This window comes from Bradyrhizobium dasycarpum, assembly GCF_042019905.1.
GTDB lineage: Bacteria > Pseudomonadota > Alphaproteobacteria > Rhizobiales > Xanthobacteraceae > Bradyrhizobium > Bradyrhizobium japonicum_B.
The window spans coordinates 2,572,792-2,594,274 of sequence record NZ_CP169574.1 but is presented as its reverse complement, the minus strand read 5'-3'; the positions used below and the strand labels follow the sequence as shown (position 1 = coordinate 2,594,274).

General features: G+C 65.1%; 11 protein-coding genes and 3 pseudogenes. 8 read left to right on the top strand and 6 right to left on the bottom strand.

What is annotated here, in order from left to right:
- The first annotated feature begins 20 nt into the window (after positions 1 to 20).
- Positions 21 to 1,412, top strand: coding sequence for an aminobacteriohopanetriol synthase HpnO (gene hpnO / locus ACETMP_RS12715; RefSeq protein WP_375161191.1), 1,392 nt, complete (start codon positions 21 to 23; stop codon positions 1,410 to 1,412).
- A 39-nt stretch (positions 1,413 to 1,451) separates the two neighbouring features.
- Here the strand turns inward: hpnO and ACETMP_RS12710 are convergent, their stop codons facing one another.
- Both ACETMP_RS12710 and ACETMP_RS12705 read right to left on the bottom strand, forming a co-directional pair.
- Positions 1,452 to 2,333 carry an alpha/beta fold hydrolase gene (locus ACETMP_RS12710; protein ID WP_375161190.1) on the bottom strand — a complete coding sequence of 294 codons (882 nt, stop codon included), beginning with the start codon at positions 2,331 to 2,333 and terminating at the stop codon, positions 1,452 to 1,454.
- 12 nt (positions 2,334 to 2,345) lie between these two features.
- A pseudogene (locus tag ACETMP_RS12705) lies at positions 2,346 to 3,966 on the bottom strand (GMC family oxidoreductase).
- A 232-nt stretch (positions 3,967 to 4,198) separates the two neighbouring features.
- Here ACETMP_RS12705 and ACETMP_RS12700 point away from each other — a divergent pair.
- Positions 4,199 to 5,371 carry a M20 aminoacylase family protein gene (locus ACETMP_RS12700; RefSeq protein ID WP_375161189.1) on the top strand — a complete coding sequence of 391 codons (1,173 nt, stop codon included), beginning with the start codon at positions 4,199 to 4,201 and terminating at the stop codon, positions 5,369 to 5,371.
- 137 nt (positions 5,372 to 5,508) lie between these two features.
- Here the strand turns inward: ACETMP_RS12700 and ACETMP_RS12695 are convergent, their stop codons facing one another.
- Positions 5,509 to 6,951 (bottom strand): UdgX family uracil-DNA binding protein, encoded by a 1,443-nt coding sequence (locus tag ACETMP_RS12695; protein WP_375161188.1) that lies wholly within the window; start codon positions 6,949 to 6,951, stop codon positions 5,509 to 5,511.
- Positions 6,951 to 8,180: a putative DNA modification/repair radical SAM protein gene (locus ACETMP_RS12690; protein ID WP_375161187.1), complete on the bottom strand. Its 1,230-nt coding sequence runs from the start codon at positions 8,178 to 8,180 to the stop codon at positions 6,951 to 6,953. The genes ACETMP_RS12695 and ACETMP_RS12690 overlap by 1 nt, the downstream gene beginning before the upstream one ends.
- A gap of 162 nt (positions 8,181 to 8,342) precedes the next feature.
- Between ACETMP_RS12690 and ACETMP_RS12685 the strand changes: the two genes are divergently transcribed.
- From ACETMP_RS12685 to ACETMP_RS12675, 3 genes and pseudogenes are all read left to right on the top strand, one after another.
- Entirely contained in the window at positions 8,343 to 9,131 is a 789-nt protein-coding gene (locus ACETMP_RS12685) for an ImuA family protein (protein ID WP_375161186.1), read from the top strand.
- A pseudogene (locus ACETMP_RS12680) lies at positions 9,028 to 10,622 on the top strand (DNA polymerase Y family protein). Before ACETMP_RS12685 ends, ACETMP_RS12680 begins: the two are co-directional and overlap by 104 nt.
- A complete protein-coding gene (locus tag ACETMP_RS12675) occupies positions 10,619 to 14,077 on the top strand; it encodes an error-prone DNA polymerase (protein ID WP_375161185.1) in 3,459 nt (1,152 codons plus the stop codon). Before ACETMP_RS12680 ends, ACETMP_RS12675 begins: the two are co-directional and overlap by 4 nt.
- 160 nt (positions 14,078 to 14,237) lie before the next feature.
- Here the strand turns inward: ACETMP_RS12675 and ACETMP_RS12670 are convergent, their stop codons facing one another.
- Both ACETMP_RS12670 and ACETMP_RS12665 read right to left on the bottom strand, forming a co-directional pair.
- A complete protein-coding gene (locus ACETMP_RS12670) occupies positions 14,238 to 15,008 on the bottom strand; it encodes an SDR family NAD(P)-dependent oxidoreductase (RefSeq protein WP_375161184.1) in 771 nt (256 codons plus the stop codon).
- A 176-nt stretch (positions 15,009 to 15,184) separates the two neighbouring features.
- Positions 15,185 to 15,472 (bottom strand): hypothetical protein, encoded by a 288-nt coding sequence (locus tag ACETMP_RS12665; RefSeq protein ID WP_257177478.1) that lies wholly within the window; start codon positions 15,470 to 15,472, stop codon positions 15,185 to 15,187.
- A 57-nt stretch (positions 15,473 to 15,529) separates the two neighbouring features.
- Here ACETMP_RS12665 and ACETMP_RS12660 point away from each other — a divergent pair.
- The 3 genes and pseudogenes from ACETMP_RS12660 to ACETMP_RS12650 all read left to right on the top strand — a co-directional run bounded on the left by ACETMP_RS12660 (position 15,530) and on the right by ACETMP_RS12650 (position 21,481).
- Positions 15,530 to 16,965 (top strand): annotated as a pseudogene (locus ACETMP_RS12660) (CoA transferase).
- A gap of 145 nt (positions 16,966 to 17,110) precedes the next feature.
- A complete protein-coding gene (locus ACETMP_RS12655) occupies positions 17,111 to 18,352 on the top strand; it encodes an efflux RND transporter periplasmic adaptor subunit (RefSeq protein ID WP_375161183.1) in 1,242 nt (413 codons plus the stop codon).
- A gap of 12 nt (positions 18,353 to 18,364) precedes the next feature.
- Positions 18,365 to 21,481 (top strand): efflux RND transporter permease subunit, encoded by a 3,117-nt coding sequence (locus tag ACETMP_RS12650; protein ID WP_375161182.1) that lies wholly within the window; start codon positions 18,365 to 18,367, stop codon positions 21,479 to 21,481.
- The last annotated feature ends 2 nt before the right edge of the window (positions 21,482 to 21,483 follow it).

The window sequence follows — 21,483 nt, the reverse complement described above, 5'->3', positions numbered from 1 at the left end:
CCAATCGAAGTATGTAGCGGATGCACAGCCCAAATCCAGACATGTCTCAGCTATTCGCGGACCGTCAGGCCCAGCGCAGCACCCTGCATAACCGGTATCTGAACGAGCAGTTCGTCCGGGTCCTCAAGACCATCGGCTACGATGTCGGCTTCCAGAAGGGGCAGGGGCAGTATCTCTACGATCGCGACGGCGCCCGCTATCTCGACCTGTTGTCCGGCTTTGGCGTGTTTGCGATCGGGCGCAATCATCCGGTGATGCGCGAGGCGCTCAAGAGCGTGCTCGATGCCGACCTGCCCAACCTCGTCCAGTTCGACGTCTCGACGCTCGCCGGCGTGCTGGCCGAGCGGCTGCTGAAATACGTGCCCTATCTCGACAAGGCGTTCTTCGCCAATTCCGGCGCCGAATGCGTTGAAGCCGCGATCAAATTTGCGCGTGGCGCGACGGGGCGTCCCGGCATCGTCTATTGCGCCCATGGCTATCACGGCCTGACCTATGGCGCGCTGTCGCTCACCGGCGATTCCAATTTCCGCAACGGCTTCGAGCCGCTGCTGCCGGGCTGCACCTCGATCCCGTTCAACGACCTGGCGGCGCTGGAAAAGGCGCTGGCCTCGCGCGAGGTCGCGGCTTTCGTCGTCGAGCCGATCCAGGGCAAGGGCGTCAACATGCCCACCGACGAGTTCCTGCCCGGCGCGGCGGCGCTCTGCAAGAAATACGGCACGCTGTTCGTCGCGGACGAGATCCAGACCGGCATGGGCCGCACCGGCCGCTTCCTCGCGGTCGAGCACTGGAACGTCGAACCCGACATGGTGCTGCTGTCGAAATCGCTGTCGGGCGGCCACGTCCCGGTCGGCGCGGTGCTGACGCGCAAGGCCATCTTCGACAAGATCTTCAACCAGATGGACCGCGCCGTGGTGCACGGGTCCACCTTCTCCAAGAACGACCTCGCGATGGCCGCCGGTATCGCCACGCTCGATGTCATGGAATCCGAGAAGCTGATCGAATCCGCCGCCAAGCGCGGCGCCGAGCTGCGCCTCGCGCTGACGCGCATGGTGCCCGGCTACGAGCTGATGAAGGAAGTGCGCGGCAAGGGCCTGATGATCGGCGTCGAGTTCGGTCCGCCGAAGTCGCTGCGCCTGCGCGCCTCATGGAACGTGCTGGAGACAGCCAACAAGGGCCTGTTCTGCCAGCTCATCACCGTGCCGCTGTTCAAGGACCACAAGATCCTCACGCAGGTCGCCGGTCACGGCAGCCACACCATCAAGCTGCTGCCGCCGCTCACCATCACCGAGGAAGACTGCAGCTGGATCGAAAAGTCGTTCGACGACGTCATCGCCGGCAGCCACAAGGTCCCCGGCGCGATCTGGTCGCTCGGCAAGACGCTGGTGGACAACGCGGTGAGAAGGTCGGCTTAAGACCGATTGCTCAGGCCGCCTCCGGCACCGGTACGCGACCTATTTCGCGAACTCGCGCACGGCTGCGGCCACGGCCGCCGGCACTTCCTGAGCCACGCAATGTCCGGCGTCCTCGAAGACCTGCGTGCTGGCCCGCGGAATCAGCGACAGCGCGCGCCGCGCCATCTCCCAGTAGATCGGTCCCGACTTCGCAGCGGTCGTGACGCGCACCGGGCAGTCGATCTCGGCGAGTAAGCCAAACGGATTGCCGCGGGCATCGCCCACGTAAACCTGCTCCATCGCTTCGTAGATCGGATGCAGGATTGCGGACTCGATCTCGGGCGTGCAGCAGAGTCGAACGCGGCCATCATCGAGCGGCGCGAAGCCGTGGCGCACATAGGCGCGGAGCGAGGTCTCGGTCCAATCGGCAAACGGTGGCGCCGCTCGGTAGCGCTCGAACACGGCGTCGGCGCTCTCGAATTCGGCGCGCCGGCGCAGCGTGCCTTGCAGGCGGACGACGGATTCGTCGTTCAGTCCCCCCGAACGGGCTACGCGGGGGTCCATGATGGTCGGCTCCATCACGAACAGGCGCGCGAAACGTCCCGGCAGCAGTCTCGCCGCGAGCAGAAGATCGGTCGCGCCCGCGCTGTGGCCGATGCCGTAGACGTTGCGCAGCTCGAGTGCATCCATCACCTGGCGGATGTCATCGGCATAATCGAGGAAATGATAGGCCCCGGGCTTGTGGCTGGCACCATGGCCGCGACGGTCCAGCGCATAAACGGTGTAGGTCGATGCAAGCTCGCACGCGACCTCGTCCCAGACGGCGGCGACGAAGCCGGTGCCGTGCACGAGGAGAGCGGGCGGCTTGCCGCGCTCGCCCCATTGCAACAGGACGATCTCTGCACCTGCCGGGCCGATGGAAAAGCTCTGTGGATTGATCATGATGCCGGGACGCTACTTCGCATCCTCCAAAATCATCGCAGAGCCCTTCTCCGCGATCATCGCCGTCGGCGTGTTGGTGTTGCCGGAGGTGATGGTCGGCATGATCGAGGCATCGACGATGCGCAAGCCTGCGAGTCCGTAGAAGCGCAGGCGCTCGTCGACGACCGCCATGGGATCGCTGACCGCGCCCATCTTCGCCGTGCCGACGGGGTGGAAGATGGTCGTGCCGATGTCGCCGGCGGCTTTCGCGAGGGAGGCGTCGTCGTCGCCGACGGTGGGGCCCGGCAAATATTCGCTCGGGCGATATTTGGCCAGCGCTTTCTGCTGCATCAGGCGTCGCGTGGTGCGAATGGCGTCGGCGGCGACCTGCCGGTCGTCGTCGGTCGACAGGTAATTCGGCGCGATGATCGGCTTCTCGTCCGGGCTCGCCGAGCGCAACCGCACGGTGCCGCGCGAGGTCGGCTGGAGATTGCACGCGCTCACCGTGATCGCGGGGAAGCGGTGCAGGGGATCGCCGAACTTGTCGAGCGACAGCGGCTGCACGTGGAACTGGATGTTGGCGCGGGCGCGCGTCGCATCGGAGCGCGTGAAGATACCGAGCTGCGAGGGCGCCATGGTCAGGGGACCGCGGCGGCGGAAGGCGTAGTCGAGGCCCATCAGCCCGCGGCGGAACAGATTGTAGTAGGTCTCGTTCAGCGTGCGCACGCCCTCGACCTTGTAGATCGCACGCTGCTGCAGGTGATCCTGAAGATTGCGACCCACACCCGGCCTATCCATGACGATGTCGATGCCGAGCGGCGACAGCCAGTCGGCGGGCCCGATGCCGGAGCGATGCAGCACCTGCACCGAGCCGATCGAGCCGGCCGAGAGGATCACCTCGCGTTTCGCGCGCGCCTCGATCATCTCGCCGTTCTGGATGAAGCGCACGCCGACGGCGTGGCCCTGCTCGATGATCAGGCGGTCGACCAGCACGTGCTTCTCGAGGCCGAAGGTTCGTCCGCCTCAAGGCCGGCTTGAGAAAGCCGCGCGCCGAGGACCAGCGCCGGCCGCGCTTCTGGTTGACGTGGAAATAGCTGGTGCCTTCGTTGTCGCCGGTGTTGAAATCCGGGATGCGCTTGATGCCCATCTCCTCGGCGGCGTCGCCGACCGCATCGAGAATGTCCCATGACAGCCGCGGTGCTTCGATGCGCCAGCCGCCGCCGGCGCCGTGATGCTCGCTCGCGCCCAGGAAGTGATCTTCGAGCTTCCTGAACAGCGGCAGCACGTCGTCGTAGCCCCAGCCGGTCATGCCGAGCTGGCGCCAGTGATCGTAATCGGCAGCCTGTCCGCGCATCGAGATCATGGCGTTGATCGCCGAGCAGCCGCCGATCACCTTGCCGCGGGGATAGGCGAGCGAGCGGCCGTTCAGCCCGGGCTCGGCCTCGGTCTTGAACATCCAGTCCGAGCGCGGATTGCCGATCGCGAAGAGATAGCCGACCGGGATATGGAACCAGATCCAGTTGTCGTCGCCGCCGGCTTCGAGGATGAGGACGCGGTTCTTGGGCTCGGCCGAGAGCCGGTTGGCGACGATGCAGCCGGCGGTGCCGGCCCCGACGACAATGTAGTCAAACTCACCTTCGAGCCGCCTTGGCATTCTGCTTCCACCCAAACAGGCGTCACGCCAGGGCTGGTCCCGGACATCCACGCGCTTTCTGTCCTAATAGTCGGACGTGGATGGCCAAGACAAGCTCAAGACAAGTTGGAGACGAGCTCGCCGCTAGCCCGGCCATGACGAGAGGACAGGGCTACCCTCGATCTGCGGGAGTTAGCTGGACTGACGCTTGCATGGTAGACAGTCCTGCATTTCAACAACGCTCGAGACCTCCATGCCCATCGTCAACCGCGTCGCCGACCTCCAATCCGACATTCAGGCCTGGCGCCGGGACATCCACCAGCATCCCGAGCTGCTGTACGACGTTCATCGCACCGCAGCATTCGTGGCGGACCGGCTGCGCGAGTTCGGCTGCGATGAGGTCGTGACCGGCCTCGGCCAGACCGGCGTGGTCGGCGTCATCAAGGGCAGCAAGCCGGCCGGCGAAGGTCTCAAGGTGATCGGCATGCGTGCCGACATGGACGCGCTGCCCGTCGACGAGCAGACCAACCTGCCTTACGCCTCCAAGATTCCGGGCAAGATGCACGCCTGCGGCCATGACGGTCACACCGCGATGCTGCTCGGGGCAGCCCGATACCTCACCGAGACCCGCAATTTCGCCGGCGATGCCGTAGTGATCTTCCAGCCGGCGGAGGAGGGCGGCGCCGGCGGCGCGGCCATGGTCAAGGACGGCCTGATGGAACGCTTCGGCATCGAGCAGGTCTACGGCATGCACAACGGCCCGGGCATCCCGGTCGGCTCGTTCGCGATCCGGCCTGGCCCGATCATGGCAGCGACCGACGAGGTCGACATCATGATCGAGGGTCTCGGCGGCCACGCCGCGCGTCCGCACAAGTGCATCGATTCCGTGCTGGTTGGCGCGCAGGTGATCACCGCCCTGCAAACGATCGTCGCGCGCAGCGTCGATCCCCTGGAATCGGCCGTGATCTCGATCTGCGAATTCCACGCCGGCAACGCCCGCAACGTCATTCCGCAGACAGCGACTCTGCGGGGCACCATCCGCACGCTCTCGCCCGAGGTGCGCAAGCTGGTCGAGAAGCGCGTGCACGAGGTCGTGGCTGGCGTGGCGCAGATCACCGGCGCCAAGATCGACCTGCATTACAAGCGCAACTATCCGGTCGTGAACAACCACGCCGCCCAGACCGAGGTGGCGCGGCGCATCGCCAAGCAGGTTGCGGGCGACGCCAATGTGCACGAGATGCCGCCGCTGATGGGCGGCGAGGATTTCGCCTACATGCTGGAAGCGCGGCCCGGCGCCTTCATCTTCTGCGGCAACGGCGACAGCGCCGGCCTGCATCATCCGGCCTACAATTTCAACGACGAGGCGATCGTCTACGGCACGTCCTATTGGGTGAAGCTGGTCGAGGAACAGCTGGCGGCGTCGTAACGCTCCGTCGTCTTTCCGGGATGGTCCGAAGGACCAGACCTCAGGTGCGCAATTGCGCACCGGGGAATCTCGAGATTCCGGGTTCGGTCCTGCGGACTGCCCCGGAATGACAGCCTGGAATGCAAAGGGCCGGGACATCAGGCGGCACGCGCCGCCTTCTTCTGCAAGCTCGCGGCGATCCTCAGGTCCTCGACAAAGCGCCGATATTCCAGCGCCTTGGCTTCCGGATCGGGCAACCGCAGCAGATAGGACGGATGCACCGTCACCAGCGCTTTTCGTCCCTCGGGAAGCTCGATGAGGCGGCCGCGGTTCTTGCCGATGGGAGTGATCTTGCCGAACACGGTTTGCGCGGCGGTCGCGCCCATCGCCACGATCAGATCGGGCTGGATCGCCGCAACTTCGCGCTCGTACCATTGCCGGCAGGCGCGGATCTCCGGCGTATTCGGCTTCTGGTGCAGGCGGATCTTTCCGCGCGGCACGAATTTGAAGTGCTTGACCGCGTTGGTGACATAGACCTTCTTGCGGTCGACGCCGGCCTCCTCCAGCGCGCGGTCCAGCATCTGGCCGGCCGGGCCGACGAAGGGATGGCCGGCGAGGTCTTCCTTGTCGCCAGGCTGCTCGCCGACCAGCATGATGTTGGCGGACTTCGGGCCTTCGCCGAACACGGTCTGGGTCGCGTCCTTGTAGAGATGGCAGGCGCGGCAATGCGCGGCTTCCTCGCGGAGCGCTTCGAGATCGTCGGCAGCGGGTTTGCGTTTCATCGGAGCCTCCGGCCGCTTCTGGGGCTTGTGCGGATCGGTTGCGGCATTGGCGATCATAGCACCGGTCATGCGCTCGGCGTCCTCGATCAGGGGCTTAATGATCGAAGCCTCGGGCAGGTTCCTCCAGTATTTCTTCGGCATCTCGGCCTGCATCACCTTCACCTTGAGCCGGGCCGGATTGAAGATGCTGGCATAGTAACGGCGCCAGGTTTCCTCGAGCCGGTCTTCGCCCGGCGCCTCGCTCTTGCTGACGCCCGGCGTGAATGAAAGCGAATGGCCATTCCAATGCGCGCAGAGGTCGGGGGTCAGGATCGACCAGGGCATGTCGGCAAAGCGTTTTGCGAAGAAAGGCGCGGCGAGCTCGACGATGTGATGCTCCGGCTCGAACCAGGCGACGTAATGCGCCTCGCGTTCCCTGCCGATCTCGCGGAAGCGCACGAAGGCATGCATCTTGTGCTCGTCGCGATGCACCGCTCTCGCCATGGCGGTGACTTGCGCAACGTCAGGATCAGTCGCAACCTCGATGAGATCGTGATTGTCCTTCAGCCGAAACAGCAGCCGATAGAGGATGGCAAAGCGCTCGGGATCGCGGTGCAGGATCGCTGCTTTGGCGAGCTCGATGAATTTGCCCGACACGTTGAAGGTGCCGTCATTCACCTCGAGGATCGGTGATGGCGCGGGCGGGGCGAACAGCTCGGCTTCGCCGCCTTGCACGGTCCAGGTGACATCGGCCGGCTGCACGTGACGAAGCACGAGGTGACGTGCGGCTTTGCGCCAGCCGTCGAAATCGGTTTCGGTGTCGAGAATGATGTATTGCATCAGAAGCCAAACCCCAGTTGCGTTGCCTTCGGTTTGAACCGTTCGATCAGCCGCGCGTCGTCGAGACGGTGTGACGACGGCCGGTGATCGCTGAGGACGATGAACGGCATCGCCTTGTTGCGGGGCACATGCAGCCGCGCGAGATCGGCGAGGCGGATCGTGGTGGTGCGCCGTGCCGCGATGATGCGTTCGACCGCCTTGGTGCCGAAGCCCGGCACGCGCAGCAGCTCCTCACGGCTGGCACGGTTGACGTCGAGCGGAAAGCGGTCGCGGTGGCGCAGCGCCCAGGCGAGCTTTGGATCGATCTCGAGCGGCAGCATCGCGCTGTCGTCGACGATCTCGCCGACATCGAAGCCGTAGAACCGCATCAGCCAGTCGGCCTGGTAGAGCCTGTGCTCGCGCAGCAGCGGCGGCTGCACCAATGGCAAGGCGCGGCTGGCGTCGGGGATCGGGCTGAAGGCGGAATAATAGACGCGCCGCAGCCGGTAGGCGCCGTAGAGATTGGCGCTGGTGTGGAGAATGGTGTGGTCGGAGGCGCCGTCGGCACCGACGATCATCTGCGTGCTTTGGCCGGCCGGCGCGAAGCGCTGCGGCTTGGCCTTCGCGCTCCGGCCTTCCTCGGCCTCGTCCAGCTTCAGCCGCAGCCGGCCCATGGTGCGGCGGATCGCGCGCACGTCTTTCTCGGGCGCGAATTGCTGCATGCTGGCTTCCTGGGGCATCTCGATGTTGATGGAGAGACGGTCGGCATATTTGCCGGCTTCTGCGATCAGGGCGTCGTCGGCTTCCGGAATGGTCTTCAGATGGATGTAGCCGCGGAAGTGATGCTCCTCCCGCAGCTTTCGCGCGACACTCACCACTTGCTCCATGGTGTAGTCAGGGCTGCGGATGATGCCGGAGGAGAGGAACAGGCCCTCGATGTAATTGCGCCGGTAGAAGTCGAGCGTCAGCTTGACCACCTCCTCGATGGTGAAGCGGGCGCGCGGCACGTTCGAGGAGGCGCGGTTGACGCAATAGAGGCAATCGTAATTGCAGGCGTTGGTCAGCAGCACCTTGAGCAGGGAGATGCAGCGTCCGTCCGGCGCATAGGAATGGCAGATGCCCATGCCGGGCGCGGTCGAGCCCATGCCCTTGCCGTCGCTGGAATCCCGCTTTTCGGTGCCGCTGGAGGCGCAGGACGCGTCGTACTTGGCGGCATCGGCCAGGATCTCCAGCTTACGTTGTACGTCCATGACTGAATCCCGTTGATTCCGCTGATGAATCCGACGGAGCGCCAATTCGATTGACTCTCCGCGCGCCGTTAGCTTTATATTAGAACATATCATGAACAAATGAGCCAGCTGCTGGTTCTTCTTTTGAAGACCACGGCATCAATCTCTGAAGGAGCGGCGAGCATGAGCGGCGCACGTGGAAGCGCGCTTGCGATCTTGCGCGGCCAGATCGAGCGCATCGAGACGGCGGAGATCGTGCATCAGCACGATCGGGTGGCGCTCGGCCACAGCGGGATCGATGCCGCGCTGAAGGGCGGGCTCGCGCGTGCGGCGATCCACGAGGTGTTTTGCGAGGGGCGCCAGGGCGTGGCCGCAACGGGTTTTGTCATGGGACTTGCGGGGCGCGTGGCGGCACGCAAGCCGCTGCTGTGGGTGCGGCAGGATTTTTCGGAAATGGAAACCGGCGCGCTGTCGATGAGCGGGCTCAAAGAGCTCGGCCTCGATCCGCGCCGCGTGGTGATGGTCCGCGCCGCCGATGTCGAGAGCGCGCTGCGCACCTCGGCCGATGCGCTCGCCTGCGACGCGCTGGGCGCCGTCGTGCTCGAGCTCTGGGGCGAGACCAGGCAGTTCGATCTGGTGGCGAGCCGCAAGCTGACGCTGGCCGCGCAAGGCTCCGGCGTCACCGGCCTGATGCTGCGCATGGCCGCGCAACCTTTGCCGTCGACCGCGGAGACACGATGGATGCTGCGCGCGGCGCATTCGCCGCCGGGACCTGTGTGGAGCGTTTGGGGCGCGCCGCGCTTCGATGCCGAGCTCTTGCGCAATCGTCATGGCCCCTGCGGCCGGTGGATCATGGAATGGAATTGTGATGAGTGCCAGTTCAGCGAGCCGTCGACGTATTCTCAGCCTGTGGCTGCCGCGCCTGCCCATCGACCGGATTCAGCGGTTCCTTGGGATCGCCGGGCTGGGTAAATCCGCGCATCCGAGCATCGTCGTCATCAAGGACAACAATGCGCTGGTGATCCATGCGCTGGACGAGGCCGCCGAGCGCCTCGGCCTGTACATCGGCCAACCCTTGGCCAATGCACGGGCGATGTGTCCGGACTTAAAAGTGTTCGACGCCGATGTCGCGGCCGATGCGAAGACGCTCAGCGATATCGCCGATTGGTGCGACCGCTTCACGCCGCTGGTGGCGCTCGATCCCCCGCACGGGCTGTTCCTCGACATCACCGGCTGCGCGCATCTGTTCGGCGGCGAGGCTGCGCTGCTCGCGACGCTGGTTCGTGCGCTCGGCCGGCAGGGCTTTGCCGTCGGTGCGGCGATCGCCGGCACGTCGGTCTGCGCGCGTACGCTGACGCGGCAGGCATCTAGCAGCATCGTTGCCGATGGCGGCGAGGCGGCAGCGATCCGTGCATTTCCGGTGTCCGCGCTCGGTGCGGGCGAGGCCATCACCACCGGCCTGCGCCGCGCCGGCCTGAAGACCATCGGCGACGTCGCCGCGCGCACACGAAGCGAGATCACGGCGCGGTTCGGCGCCCGGTTCTCCACGCTGCTCGCGCATGCGCTGGGGCAGGGCGATGCGCCGATCAGCCCGCGCAAGCCGCTGCCCGACTACATCGTCGAGAAGCGTTTCGCCGAGCCGATCGCGACCGACACCATGATTGCGATGACGTTGTCGCGGCTGGCCGACACGCTGATCGCCTCGATGGAGAAGCAGGGCAAAGCGCGCGCGCCGGCTGGAGGCCGCCTTCTTCCGCACCGACGGCGTGGTGCGCGCGATCATGGTCGAGACCGGACGTCCCGTGACGAAAAGCGCAGTAATCGACCGCCTGTTCCGCGAGCGTCTCGATGCGCTCGCCGATCCGCTCGATCCCGGCTTCGGCTTCGACATGGTGCGTCTGTCGGCGAGCCGCACCGAGATCGTGGTGCAGGAGCAGCGCGATCTCGACGCCCATGTCCACGACAATGACGAGCTCGCCGGGCTGATCGACCGCATCGCCGCGCGCATCGGCGGAAAACGCGTCGTCGTGCACCTGCCTGAGGATACCCATATTCCCGAATGTGCAGTGATGGCCGCCCCGGCGCAGCATCATCTTGCTGCCGCCATGCAGGCCGAATGGCCGGCGCGGATCGAGAGCGAGCCGCCGCTGCGTCCCTTAAGGCTGTTCGACAAGCCGGAGCCGATCAAGGTGCCGTTCGCGGCCGTGCCGGATGGTCCGCCGCATCAATTCACCTGGCGCCGCGCGCTGCATGCCGTGGTGCGGGTGGAGGGGCCCGAGCGCATCGCGATGGAATGGTGGCGGCAGGACGGCAAGCAGCTGACCCGGGATTATTTTCGCATCGAGGATGCCGAGGGCCTGCGCTTCTGGATCTTTCGCGACGGTCTTTACGAGGGGGGAAGTGTTCGACGGCGACGGCAAGCCCGCCTCGCCCGGCTGGTATGTGCACGGTCTCTTCGCATGAATATGCCCGCTTATGCCGAGATCGGCATCACCACCAATTTCTCCTTCCTGCGCGGCGGCTCGGATCCGCGCGCCTATGTGCATCAGGCCAGCGCGCTCGGCATTCCCGCGATCGGCATCGCCGATCACAACACGCTGGCCGGCGTGGTGCGGGCCTACAAGGAGCTCGACAATGACAAGGTGCTGCACAAGCCGAAGCTGCTGATCGGTGCGCGCATCGTCTTCATCGATGGCACGCCCGACATCTTGGTCTATCCGCGCGACCGCGCCGCCTATGGCCGGCTGTGCCAGCTCCTGACCCGGGGCAAGCGCGGCGACGACATCACGCGGATCGAGAAAGGCGAGTGCCATCTCAGCCTCGCCGATCTGCTGGAATTTTCCGAAGGCCAGCTCCTGATCGTGACGCTGCCGCATCGCTTCGACCCGGCCCAGGCGCTGGACGTTCTGGCGCAGCTGAGAGCGGGCCGCGCCGAAGGCGTGTGGCTGGCGGCGAGCCTGGTCTATCGCGGCGACGACCGGCGCCGGCTGGCGCGGCTCGATGATCTCGCTATGAAGGCAAAGGTGCCGCTGCTCGCGACCAACGAGGTGCTCTATCACGATCCCGGCCGCCGTCCGCTGCAGGATGTGCTGACCTGTATCCGGGAAAAGACCACGATCGAGGCTGTGGGGCGGAAGCTGGAAGCCAATGCCGAGCGGTTCTTGAAGACACCGCGCGAGATGGCGCGTCTGTTCCGCGATTTCCCCGATGCGATCGCGGAGACCATGCGGTTTGCGGACGCCATCGAGTTTTCACTCGATCAGCTCAAATACCAATATCCTGACGAGCCGGTGCCGCCGGGCAAGACCGCACAGGGGCATCTGGAGGATCTGACCTGGGCGGGTGTCGAGAAGTATTTCGACGGCAAGATCGACGACAAGCTGCGGGCGACGCTCAACAAGGAGCTCGCGCTGATCGCCGAGCTGAAATACGCGCATTACTTCCTCACCGTGCATGACATCGTGCATTACGCGCGCAGCCAGAACATCCTGTGCCAGGGGCGGGGATCGGCGGCGAATTCGGCCGTGTGCTACGTGCTCGGCATCACCTCGGTCGATCCGACCAAGGTCGATCTGTTGTTCGAACGCTTCATCTCCAAGGAGCGGCTGGAGCCGCCCGACATCGACGTCGATTTCGAGCATTCGCGGCGCGAGGAGGTGATGCAATATGTCTATCGCCGCTACGGTCGCCACCGTGCCGCGATCATCGCGACCGTGATCCATTATCGTCCGCGCAGTGCCATTCGCGACGTCGGCAAGGCGCTGGGCCTGACCGAGGACGTCACCGCCGCGCTCGCCGACACCGTCTGGGGCAGCTGGGGCAAGGGCCTCAACGAGATGCAGGTCCGGCAGGCCGGACTCGATCCGCAAAATCCCATGATCAACCTCGCGGTCGAGCTCGCAACCGAGCTGATCGAATTCCCGCGCCATCTGTCCCAGCATGTCGGCGGCTATGTGCTGACCCAGGACCGGCTCGACACCTATGTGCCGATCGGCAACGCCGCGATGGACGACCGCACCTTCATCGAATGGGACAAGGACGACGTCGATGCGCTCAGCATGATGAAGGTCGACGTGCTGGCGCTGGGCATGCTGACCTGCATCAGGAAGTGCTTCGATCTGATCGAGCAGCACAAGGGCGAGCGTTTCGTGCTGGCGAGCGTTCCTCAGGACGACCCCAGGGTTTACGACATGCTGTGTGCCGGGGAGTCGCTCGGCGTGTTCCAGGTCGAGAGCCGTGCCCAGATGAACATGCTGCCGCGCCTGAAGCCGCGGACCTTCTACGATCTCGTCATCGAAGTCGCGATCGTGCGCCCCGGACCGATCCAGGGCGACATGGTGCATCCTTACTTGCGGCGGCGGAACGGGCTGGAGAAGGTGAGCTATCCCTCGCCGTCGCCGGAGCATGGCGACAGGGACGAGCTCTACAAGGTGCTGCACAAGACGCTCGGCGTGCCCCTGTTCCAGGAGCAGGCGATGCGGATTGCGATCGAAGCGGCACATTTCAGCTCCGAGGAAGCCAATGGCCTGCGCCGCTCGATGGCGACCTTCCGCAATGTCGGCACCATCGGCCAATACGAGGAAAAGCTGATCGGCAACATGGTGGCGCGCGGCTACGATCCCAACTTCGCCAGAAGCTGCTTCGACCAGATCAAGGGGTTCGGCTCCTACGGCTTCCCGGAAAGCCACGCCGCGAGCTTTGCGCAGCTCGTCTACATCTCGTCGTGGCTGAAGCATTATCACCCGGATGCGTTCTGCTGCGGCCTGCTGAACTCGCAGCCGATGGGGTTTTATGCCCCGGCGCAAATCGTCGGCGATGCCCGCAAGAACGGCGTCGAGGTCCGCGACATCGACGTGTCCTACAGCTTTGCGCAAAACACGCTGGAGGAGGGGAGCGGCAAATATTGTGCCGTCCGTCTTGGCTTCCGCCAGATCGACGGCTTCCACTGGCTGGACGAGGATGAGGAGAGGCTGAAGCGCTCTCAGCTGTCATTCCGGGATGGTGCGTTAGCACCAGACCCGGAATCTCGAGATTCTCTGAGGCGCAATTGCGCACCAGAGTTCACGCTTCGCGTGTCCCGGAATGACAATGCGGAGAAATCACGAGACTGGGCCGACCGCATCATTGCCGCCCGCACCCGCCGTCCATTCACCTCGCTCGAGGACTTCGCCCGCGACACCGGCCTGCCCAAGCGCGCGCTGATCCTGCTGGCGGATGCCGACGCGTTCCGCTCGCTCGGGCTCGACCGCCGCGAGGCGCTATGGCAGGTGCGGCGGCTGCCCGACGACGTGCCGCTGCCGCTGTTCGAGGCGGCGACCGCGCGCGAGCAGCCGGACGAAGGCGCAAGGCCGCTGCCGCTAATGCCGCGCGCCGAGCAGGTGGTCGCGGACTACCAGACCATCCGGCTGTCGCTGAAGGGCCATCCGATGGAGTTCTTGCGCGAGATGTTTACGCGTGAGCGGATCGTCGCCTGCAAGGAGATCAATCATGAGAACGAGCGGCGCCGCGTCCGCTGCGCCGGCGTGGTGCTGGTGCGGCAACGTCCGGGCAGCGCCAGCGGCGTCGTGTTCATGACGCTGGAGGACGAAACCGGCATCGCCAATGTCGTGGTCTGGCCCAAGATCATGGAGCAATACCGGAAGGAAGTCATGGGCGCGCGGCTCATCGAGGTCCAGGGCTATATCCAGAGCAGCCCCGAAAAGGTGACGCATCTCATCGCCCAGCGCATGATCGACCGCTCGCACGATCTGGTCGGCCTCGCCAACGACGCTTTGAGCCGCCAGCATGCGGTGCCGGCAGGCGCCACATTGGTCGAGCCGCTCAACGAAGACCCTCGCGCGCTCACGGACATGCCGGCGCAAAAGATCCGTCACCCCCGCAACGTCCGCATCCTGCCGCCGTCGCGGGATTTTCATTGAGGATCGTGAACCGCGAGCTGTCGTCGTGCGCGACTGTCGTAGGGTGGGCAAAGGCGCGCACTTGCGCCGTGCCCACCACCTTCTGCGGTTCGTCGCAAAGTCGTGGGCACGCTTCGCTTTGCCCACCCTACGAGTTCTTCGCGGATGATGCCGCGCCCTTCTAAAAATTCACCCGGTTCGAGATCGCGCCGTCCACGACGAGATTGGATCCCGTCGTGAACCCCGACACCGGGCTCGCCAGAAACACCGCGGCGCTCGCGATGTCCTGCGGCGTTGCCATGCGGCCGGTCGGGTTGCGCTTCATCGCGTCGTTGAAACGCTCGGGCATGTTCTTCTCGATCATCTCCCAGACGCCGCCCTTGAAATAGACGGTGCCCGGCGACACCACATTCACGCGGATCTTCTTCTTGGCGTATTGCCGCGCCAGGCCCTTGGCCATGTGGATCAGCGCCGCCTTGATCGGACCGTAGGAGCTGGCCGTGTCGGCCTGCGCCGCCGAGATCGAGGAGATGATGACGACGGCGGCATCGCCGCTTCTCTCGCCGCTGGCTTCGAGAAACGGCCGCGCGGCGTCGAAGGCGTGCACGGCGCCGAGAACGTCGAGCCGGAAATTCTGCTCCCACGACGCGGCGTCGTGGCCCTGCGCCATCGCGCCGGCATTGGCGAACAGCAGGTCGATGCCGCCGAGCTCCTTTGCCGCGCCTTCGATCCACGATTTCAACGCCGCGCCGTCGGTGACGTCGACCGGGCCGCCGCTGGCTTTGACGCCGCTCGCCTTCAGTTCGGCGACGGTGGCCGCAACCTGCTCCGCATTGCGTGCGCACACCGCGACATTGGCGCCTTCACCGGCGAGCGTCGCCGCAATCGCCCGCCCGATACCGCGCGTGCCGCCGAGCACGATGGCGTTCTTTCCCTTGAGACCGAGATCCATTGTTGAACTCCTTGTTTGTTGGTCGTGCGACTGTAGCTGTTTCAAGAGTGCTTCAGAAGTCTCTCCGTCGTCATTGCGAGGAGCTCTTGCGACGAAGCAATCCAAATTGCAGCCGCGGAAAGCTCCTGGATTGCACCGCTGCGCTCGCAATGACGTGGGGAGAGGCCGGGCCCACCTCACTCCGGCGCCGCTCCCACCGGCGGGCCGCCGGGCGGGCGGTGCAGGAAGGTCAGCGACGCATAGGCGCCGGTCCAGGAGCCGATTGCCGCGAAGGCGACGTAGAATGCGTTTTCGGTGTAGCTGATCACGGCATAAGAGGAGAGCAGGTACCAGACCGCGCTCCAGTTCGCCGCTGGAATGCGCTTGCGCGCGATCACGGCCGAGGTGAACATGACGTAGACGGCGTCGGTGGCCGCCGTCGCGATGAACACGGCACCTGCGATGAGGGGATCGATGGCGGCCATTGCATTCCCTTATGTGCTGATGGATGGTCGCAAAAAGGGTAAGGGAGAGAAGTAGCCATGCAAAGCCCCGCCGATATCCTCAAGGATATCTGGACCTCGGTCGGCGGCGATCCGGCCGCGCTCGAACGCGTGCGGCTGACCGGCGAGGAGCCGCAGATTCCTCTTCATTTCGCGTGGCCGTCGCCGGCCAAGCCACGATCGCCGCCGCCGGCCTCGCCGCGGCCGAGATCTGGCGGCTGCGCAGCGGGCAGATGCAAGATGTCTCCGTCGACATGCGCCACGCCGTCGCCGAATGCCGCTCCGAGCGCTATCTGCGTGTCGACGACAAGCCGCCGCCGCCGGCCTGGGACGCGATTGCCGGCGTCTACAGCACCGGCGATGGCCGCTTCGTTCGCTGCCACACCAATTTCCCGCATCATCGCAAGGCCGTCTGCGAGGTGCTCGGTTGCGAGCCGGCGCGCGACAAGGTGCAGGCTGCGCTGATGCAATGGAGGGGCGAGGACTTCGAGACGGCAGCTTACGCGGCGGGCGGCGTGGTTGCGCTGATGCGGAGCCACGACGAATGGTCTGCACTGCCGCAGGCGCGCGCGCTCGCGCGATTGCCGCTGATCTCGATCGAGAAGATCGGCGAAGCCCCGCCGAAGCCGTGGCCCCAAGGATCGTCAGAAGGATCCTCGGAAGAATCCTCGAGCAACGATCGTCCGCTCTCGGGCCTTCGCGTGCTCGATCTCTCCCGCGTCATCGCAGGCCCCGTCGCCGGCCGCACGCTCGCCGCGCACGGTGCTGATGTGCTGCTGGTGTCGGGGCCGGCGCTGCCCGCCATCGACTGGCTCACCATCGATACCGGCCGCGGCAAGCTCACCACCTTCATCGAGCTGAAGACCGACACGGGCAGGGCGCAATTGCGCGAACTGCTGGAGGACGCCGACATCTTCTCGCAAGGCTATCGCCCGGGTGCGCTTGCCGCGCTCGGCTTTTCGCCGGAGGATGCAGCGAAGATCAATCCGGGCATCGTCTATGTGACGCTGTCGGCCTATGGCCATGCCGGGCCCTGGGCCGAGCGCCGTGGCTTCGATTCCCTGGTACAGACCACGACCGGATTCAATCACGCCGAAGGCCAGGCCGCCGGCCTCGATGCTCCCAAGGAATTGCCGGCGCAGATGCTCGACCACGCCACCGGCTATCTGATGGCGTTCGGTGCGATGATGGCCAAGATGCGCCAGGCCCGCGACGGCGGCAGTTGGCACGTACGTGTGTCGCTGGCGCAGACCGGACGCTGGCTATGGAATCTCGGCCGGCTCGATGGCGGACTGAATACCCCGGATCTTGCGGGCGAGGCCGTATATGCCGCGTTCATCGAGAGCATGCCATCCGGATTCGGCATGTTCAAGGCGGTGCGCCATTCGGCGCTGCTGTCGACGACACCGGCGCAATGGTCTCGTCCGGCGATGCCGCTCGGCTCTCATCCGGCGCATTGGCCTGCGCGAAGCTGACATGAAGCTGACATGTCGCGATATTTTTTACGCAAACCGAAAGGCGCCGGCGTTTTTTAGGTTGTCTGAAATTCCAGTTCGGCACTATTAGCGCAACCGACAAGGCAGACATCTGCCGAGATCGTCGCAGACACGGCCGGGCTCCATGGTGGTTGAAAATACCCAGCGACTGCAGCTGTTTAGACAGCGGCTGATCACGTCCGTAGTTTTACTAGCTCTCGCCGGCGCCGGTGCCTACGGCTTCCTCGCTTTGGGGTCCAAGGAAAAGAAGCACTCCGAAATCTCCAGCCAGTCACGCAGGAATGCGCAGACGTTCACGCCGACGTCGTCCGAATGGGCGACGCTGACGATCGAGCCGGTCAAGGCTCGCGCCTTCCGCGCCGAATACGTCACCGAAGGCAAGGTCGCCGTCGATGAGGACCGTTCGACCCCGGTGTTCTCGCCCTATGCCGGCCGCGTCACCAAGCTGCTGGCGAAACCGGGTGAGACGCTGAAGCAGGGGCAACCGCTATTCACGATCGAAGCCGCCGACACGGTGCAGGCCCAGAACGATTTTATCGCAGCGATGACCTCGCAGAACAAGGCGAAGTCGGCGCTCGAGCTCTCCGACATCCAGTTCAAGCGTGCCAAGGATCTCTATGAAGGCCATGCCATTCCGCTGAAGGACTATCAGCAGGCGGAAGCGACGCAGGTTCAGGCGCGCAACGATATGCGCTCCTCCGAGACTGCGCTGGAAGCCGCGCGCAACAAGTTGCGCATCCTCGGCTTCACCGACGAGACCATCAAGGCGTTCCAGGACAAGGGCGTGATCAATCGGGAGGTCACGATCTATTCGCCGATTGCCGGCACGGTGGTGCAACGCAAGGTCGGCCCCGGTCAGTACGTCAGTTCCGGCGCCAGCGATCCGGTCTTCGTGATCGGGGACCTCTCCTCCGTCTGGCTCACAGCCTTCGTACGCGAGAGCGATGCCGCCGCCGTGTGCGTCGGGCAGGACATCACCGTCAACGTGATGGCGCTGCCGGGCCGTCCGCTCACCGCGAAGATCAACTACGTCGCCGCCGCGATCGACCCCAACACCCGCCGTCTGCTGGTCCGCGCCACCATCGACAACAAGGACGGATTGCTCAAGCCGGAGATGTTCGCCAACGTCACGATCTATTCGGCCGGCGACCGCGCCGCACCGGCGGTGCCGAAACAGGCCCTGATCTACGAAGCCGACAAGGTTCGTGTCTGGGTCGCGCGTGAGGACAAATCGGTCGAGCTGCGCCAGATCAAGATCGGCCTCGTCAATGGCAACCTCGTCGAGGTCACCGGAAATCTGAAGCCCGGCGAGCAGATCGTCACCAAAGGCAGCCTGTTCATCGACCGCGCGGCGTCCGGCAGCTGATCAAGAACCTGAATGGATCGTCTCGTCGCTCTTGCCGTCAACCGGCGCTTCCTGATGGTCGGCATGTTCGTCGCCGTGCTGATCGGCGGCCTGATCGCGTTCAACCAGCTCAACATCGAGGCCTATCCCGATCCGACCCCGCCGATGGTCGATATCGTGACGCAGAGCCCGGGACTTTCGGCGGAGGAGATCGAGCGCTACATCACGATCCCGATCGAAACCCAGGTCGCGGGCCTGAAGAACATCACGACCATCCGCACCATCTCGCTCTACGGTCTCTCCGACGTCAAGATTCAGTTCTCCTTCGCCTACACCTATGACGAGGCGTTGCAGCAGGTCTTGAACCGCCTGGCGCAGCTCGCGCCGCTGCCCGGCAACGTGCAGCCGCAGATTTCGCCGCTGAGCCCGATCGGCGAGATCTTCCGCTACCGTCTCGTGGGTCCGCCCAACTACAGCGTGCTCGACCTCAAGACCATTCAGGACTGGATCCTGCAGCGCCGCTTCCGCGCCGTGCCGGGGGTCATCGACGTCACCGGGTGGGGCGGCAAGAGCAAGACCTACGAGCTCCAGGTCGATTTCAACAAGCTGGTCGCCAATGGGCTGACGCTGCCGCAATTGCTGCAGGCGGTCGGCAATTCCAACGTTAATGTCGGCGGCAACACCGTCAATATCGGCCAGCAATCGGCCGTCGTGCGCGGCGTCGGCCTGATCCGCTCGATCGACGATCTCGCAAATACCATGGTGGCACAGACCGGCGGCAATCCGGTGCTGGTCAAGGACGTCGCCACCGTCACCGTCGGCCAGAAGCCGCGCCTCGGCATTGCCGGCCTCGACGACGCCGACGACATCGTGCAGGGCATCGTGTTGATGCGGCGCGGCGAGCAGAGCTCGCCGACCATCAAGCGTGTCCACCAGCTCGTCCAGCAAATCAACAGTTCCAGCATCCTGCCGCCCGGCGTGCGCATCGAACGCATCTACGACCGCGGCGACCTGATCGAGCTCACCACCCACACGGTGCTGCACAACATGGTGGTCGGCATTCTCCTGATCGTGCTGTTGCAGTGGATCTTCCTCGGTGATCTCCGCAGCGCGCTGATCGTCGGCGCCACCATTCCGTTCGCGCTGTTCTTCGCGGTCATCATCCTGGTGCTGCGCGGTGAATCGGCAAACCTCCTGTCGGTCGGCGCGATCGATTTCGGCCTGATCGTCGATGCCACCGTGATCATGGTCGAGGCGATCTTCCGCCGCCTGACGCACACGACGCCGAGGTCGGGATCCGGACTTATGTCGTCCGAGGCGCTGTTCGGCATGAAGAGCCACGCCATCCTCAGCGCGGCCGCCGACGTCTCGCGCTCGATCTTCTTCGCTGCGGCGATCATCATCGCGGCGTTCCTCCCGCTGTTCACGCTGTCGGGCGTCGAGGGCAACATCTTCGGACCGATGGCGCGCACCTATGCCTATGCGCTGGCCGGCGGGCTCCTTGCGACGTTCACCGTCACGCCGGCGTTGTCCGCGATCATCCTGCCCGCGCATGTCGAGGAAACCGAGACCAGGGTCATGCTGATCCTGCACCGCGTGTACTCGCCGCTGCTGCAATGGGCGGTCGCCAATCGCAACATCGTGCTCGGCGGCGCGGCCGGCCTGGTGCTGATGACGGTGGCGCTCAGCCGGCTGCTCGGCCTCGAATTCCTGCCGAAGCTGGAAGAGGGCAATCTGTGGATTCGCGCCACGCTGCCGCCGACCATCTCGCTCCAGGAAGGCAATTCCTACGTCAACGAGATGCGCAAGGTGATCCGCGCCCGGCCCGAGGTCGAATCCGTCGTATCGCAGCACGGCCGTCCCGACGACGGCACCGATGCCGCCGGCTTCTTCAACGCCGAGTTTTTCGCGCCGCTCAAGCCCGTCAGCCGGTGGCCCGGCACGCGCGACAAGGAGGAGCTGACCGCGCAATTGCTCAAGCAGCTGGACGACCGCTTCCCCGGCGTCGAGTTCAACTTCTCGCAATACCTCCAGGACAACGTCTCCGAAGCCGTCTCCGGCGTGAAGGGTGAGAACTCGATCAAGCTGTTCGGCAGCGACCTCCAGGCGCTCACCGACACCGCGAACAAGATCAAGCAGGTGCTGGCCACCGTGCAGGGCGTCACCGACCTTGCGGTCTTCACCTCGCTCGGGCAGCCGACCGTCCAGATCGACATCGACCGCGCCAAGGCCGCGCGCTATGGCCTTGCGCCGGGCGACATCAATGCCACGATCAAGGTCGCGATCGGCGGCGACACCGCGGGAGACCTCTACGAGCCGGGCAGCGATCGTCACTTCCCGATTATTGTCCGCCTCGCGCCGGAATATCGCAGGAGCGCGGAGGCAATCCAGAATTTGCGGATCGGCGCGCCCGGGCCGAACGGCACCGTCACCCAGATCCCGCTGAGCGAGGTCGCCACCATCAGCCTCGTCTCGGGCGCGGCCTACATCTATCGCGAGCAGCAGGAACGCTATCTGCCGATCAAATTCTCGGTGCGCGAGCGCGACCTCGGCAGCGCGATCAGCGAGGCCCAGCAGAAGATCGCGGAGCAGGTGCAGCTGCCGCCCGGTTCGCACATGGAATGGGTCGGCGAGTTCGGCAATCTCCAGGACGCGATCCGCCGTCTGTCGATCGTGGTGCCGATCTCGCTGGCGCTGATCGGCGTGCTGCTCTGGTTCAATTTCGGCTCGATGACCGACACGCTGCTCGCGATGAGCGTGATCCCGATGGCGATTTTCGGCGGCGTGCTCGGCCTGCTGATATCAGGCACCGCCTTCAGCGTCTCCGCCGCGATCGGCTTCATCGCGTTGTTCGGCATCGCCGTGATGGACGGCATCATCATCCTGTCGCAGTTCAACCAGCTGATCGAAGAGGGCGTGGACCGCATGACCGCGGTGGTGCGCACGGGTGAGCTGCAGCTCCGGCCGGTATTGATGACCTGCATCGTCGCCGGCGTCGGCCTGCTGCCGGCGGCGCTGTCGGAGGGGATCGGCTCGCAGGTGCAGAAACCGCTCGCGGTCGTCGTCGTCACCGGCATGATGCTGGCGCCGGTCGTGATCCTCGTGACCTTGCCGGTCCTGATCTCGTTCTTCTCGCGCCGCGGGCGCTGAGC

Coding starts and splice junctions, on each gene's coding strand:
- ACETMP_RS12690 (WP_375161187.1), bottom strand. CDS start 8,180: ATGGACGTACAACGTAAGCTGGAGATCCTGGCCGATGCCGCCAAGTAC.
- ACETMP_RS12655 (WP_375161183.1), top strand. CDS start 17,111: ATGGTGGTTGAAAATACCCAGCGACTGCAGCTGTTTAGACAGCGGCTG.
- ACETMP_RS12670 (WP_375161184.1), bottom strand. CDS start 15,008: ATGGATCTCGGTCTCAAGGGAAAGAACGCCATCGTGCTCGGCGGCACG.
- ACETMP_RS12710 (WP_375161190.1), bottom strand. CDS start 2,333: ATGATCAATCCACAGAGCTTTTCCATCGGCCCGGCAGGTGCAGAGATC.
- hpnO (WP_375161191.1), top strand. CDS start 21: ATGCACAGCCCAAATCCAGACATGTCTCAGCTATTCGCGGACCGTCAG.
- ACETMP_RS12675 (WP_375161185.1), top strand. CDS start 10,619: ATGAATATGCCCGCTTATGCCGAGATCGGCATCACCACCAATTTCTCC.
- ACETMP_RS12695 (WP_375161188.1), bottom strand. CDS start 6,951: ATGCAATACATCATTCTCGACACCGAAACCGATTTCGACGGCTGGCGC.
- ACETMP_RS12650 (WP_375161182.1), top strand. CDS start 18,365: ATGGATCGTCTCGTCGCTCTTGCCGTCAACCGGCGCTTCCTGATGGTC.
- ACETMP_RS12685 (WP_375161186.1), top strand. CDS start 8,343: ATGAGCGGCGCACGTGGAAGCGCGCTTGCGATCTTGCGCGGCCAGATC.
- ACETMP_RS12700 (WP_375161189.1), top strand. CDS start 4,199: ATGCCCATCGTCAACCGCGTCGCCGACCTCCAATCCGACATTCAGGCC.
- ACETMP_RS12665 (WP_257177478.1), bottom strand. CDS start 15,472: ATGGCCGCCATCGATCCCCTCATCGCAGGTGCCGTGTTCATCGCGACG.